The organism is Pseudolactococcus chungangensis CAU 28 = DSM 22330 (genome assembly GCF_002441885.1).
GTDB lineage: Bacteria > Bacillota > Bacilli > Lactobacillales > Streptococcaceae > Pseudolactococcus > Pseudolactococcus chungangensis.
Window position 1 is genome coordinate 1 of sequence record NZ_JXJT01000055.1, and the last position, 1,676, is coordinate 1,676.

The following is a 1,676-nucleotide window of genomic DNA, read 5'->3' on the forward strand; positions in this document are numbered from 1 at the left end:
TTAACGCTTTAAGCAATCCTGATATTATTTACCAAGGACAATCTTTAAACGTTGTAGGCGGGCAACCAGTAGCCACATCAGGCTATTGTGTTGTAGAATATGGTGACACGTTGAGTGGTATTGCAGCCCAATTTGGAACGACAGTTGAGCGACTGGTGTCAGCTAATGGGATTTGTAATCCTGATTTTATTTATACTGGCCAAGTATTGAAATTTTGAATATATAGAAAAAAGTCTTGTAGATATTGCATTTACAAGGCTTTTTTTGTATTATGATTTTAAGGATTCCACAGGGGGGGGATAGTAATGGTAGAAAAAAAGCCTCGAAGAAAATCAATAATTTATAAAATAGTTTTAACTTTATTGCTCCTATCCATATTTACTGCAGCCTTTTTATTTTCTGAACAGGAATGGATAATCAATACACTTTCAATTATATTTCTAATTGTATTGTGGTTACCAAGAAAATCGAATTAAAATTAAAACTCCTCATAATCGGCTGATTGTGGGGAGTTTTTGCATTATGATATCAAGTAATAAAAAGAGTAATTATGCCCCAAAAAGTACAAAAAAGCGTAAAAAAGTACAAAAATATATCAAAAATAACGAAAAACGTTGTGAAAAGTACACATTTTTTGATAAAAACTGGTAGAATAGATAAGTACAACGAAAAATAAAACAACTACTTTGTATAAATTATTGATTTGTCATATAATTTATATATAGAAAAGACATAGTTTGTTTTAAAAAAATGGAGGTTTGACATGGCTGTATTGACAAAAGATACTAATATTCACTTTACTGACGAAAGAGATAAGCAACGAATTTTATCTATTTTAAAAAATACAGAAAAACCATCTCAAGACGTATTAAATAGGCTAAGCAAAGCTGTTAACAGAGGCGTGAAGGAGAACTTATTCACGCATGGAAGATGATTTAGTACTGATCGATTACCATTCGTGGATTGGTGATACTAACAACGCATTGTTAAATTTTGACTGCGGAGTTAAGGAAATAAACGACGAGATAAGAAGTGAAATAAATGATTTAGAAGAGAATAAATCTAAAAATAGAGCTATTCTATTAGTTAATAAAAAAGGTGTAGTCCTAGGTTTTGTTTCGTACTCTCTTGAGAATTCATCGATGATACAAGCAAGTGGAGAATATAGCGCTAAGTCCGTTCCTGTGCTAAACATAAATTTACTTGGAATCAACAATAGTGATTTCAATAAAGGTTATGGTTCTCAGTTAGTTGTTGCGGTGATAAGAATGGCAAAAACAATTGAAGTGTTAGTGCACATAGAGGCTATTCAGCTACATTCACTAGAAGAATCAGTTGAATTTTATGAGAAACTCGGATTTTCGGAAGTTAGAGAATACTATCCAGGTAGAGTTAATGGCTCTAAGATGTATTACAATATTGAAAGTTTACGAGATATCGATTTTTTAAAAGTGTATGTAAATCCGTTTTTAATTAGCGATACTGCAAACAAATAACCTTGTAGACAACCGTCCGCAAGGTTTTTTGTTTGCAAAAAAATAAAGTATAAAAAGGCTTTGGAAAATGTTAAAATGGGTAAAGCGCCGAATCTTTAATATTTAAAATTTAGGTCTAAATTAGGTCATAATAGCTCAAAGTGCTTATTATATAAGGATGTATAATCCGTCTACCGCCTT

3 protein-coding genes are annotated in these 1,676 nt (G+C 31.6%); all 3 read left to right on the top strand.

Annotation, left to right across the window (positions count from 1 at the left end):
• Nucleotides 1-218: LysM peptidoglycan-binding domain-containing protein (locus RR45_RS10800; protein ID WP_143465093.1), on the top strand; the 218-nt coding region annotated here is incomplete at its 5' end.
• A gap of 545 nt (nucleotides 219-763) precedes the next feature.
• Nucleotides 764-934: a hypothetical protein gene (locus RR45_RS11315; RefSeq protein ID WP_167362561.1), complete on the top strand. Its 171-nt coding sequence runs from the start codon at nucleotides 764-766 to the stop codon at nucleotides 932-934.
• On the top strand, nucleotides 924-1,496 hold the full coding sequence (locus tag RR45_RS10805; RefSeq protein WP_031366614.1) for a GNAT family N-acetyltransferase: 573 nt from the start codon (nucleotides 924-926) through the stop codon (nucleotides 1,494-1,496). Before RR45_RS11315 ends, RR45_RS10805 begins: the two co-directional genes overlap by 11 nt.
• Nucleotides 1,497-1,676: the final 180 nt, after the last annotated feature.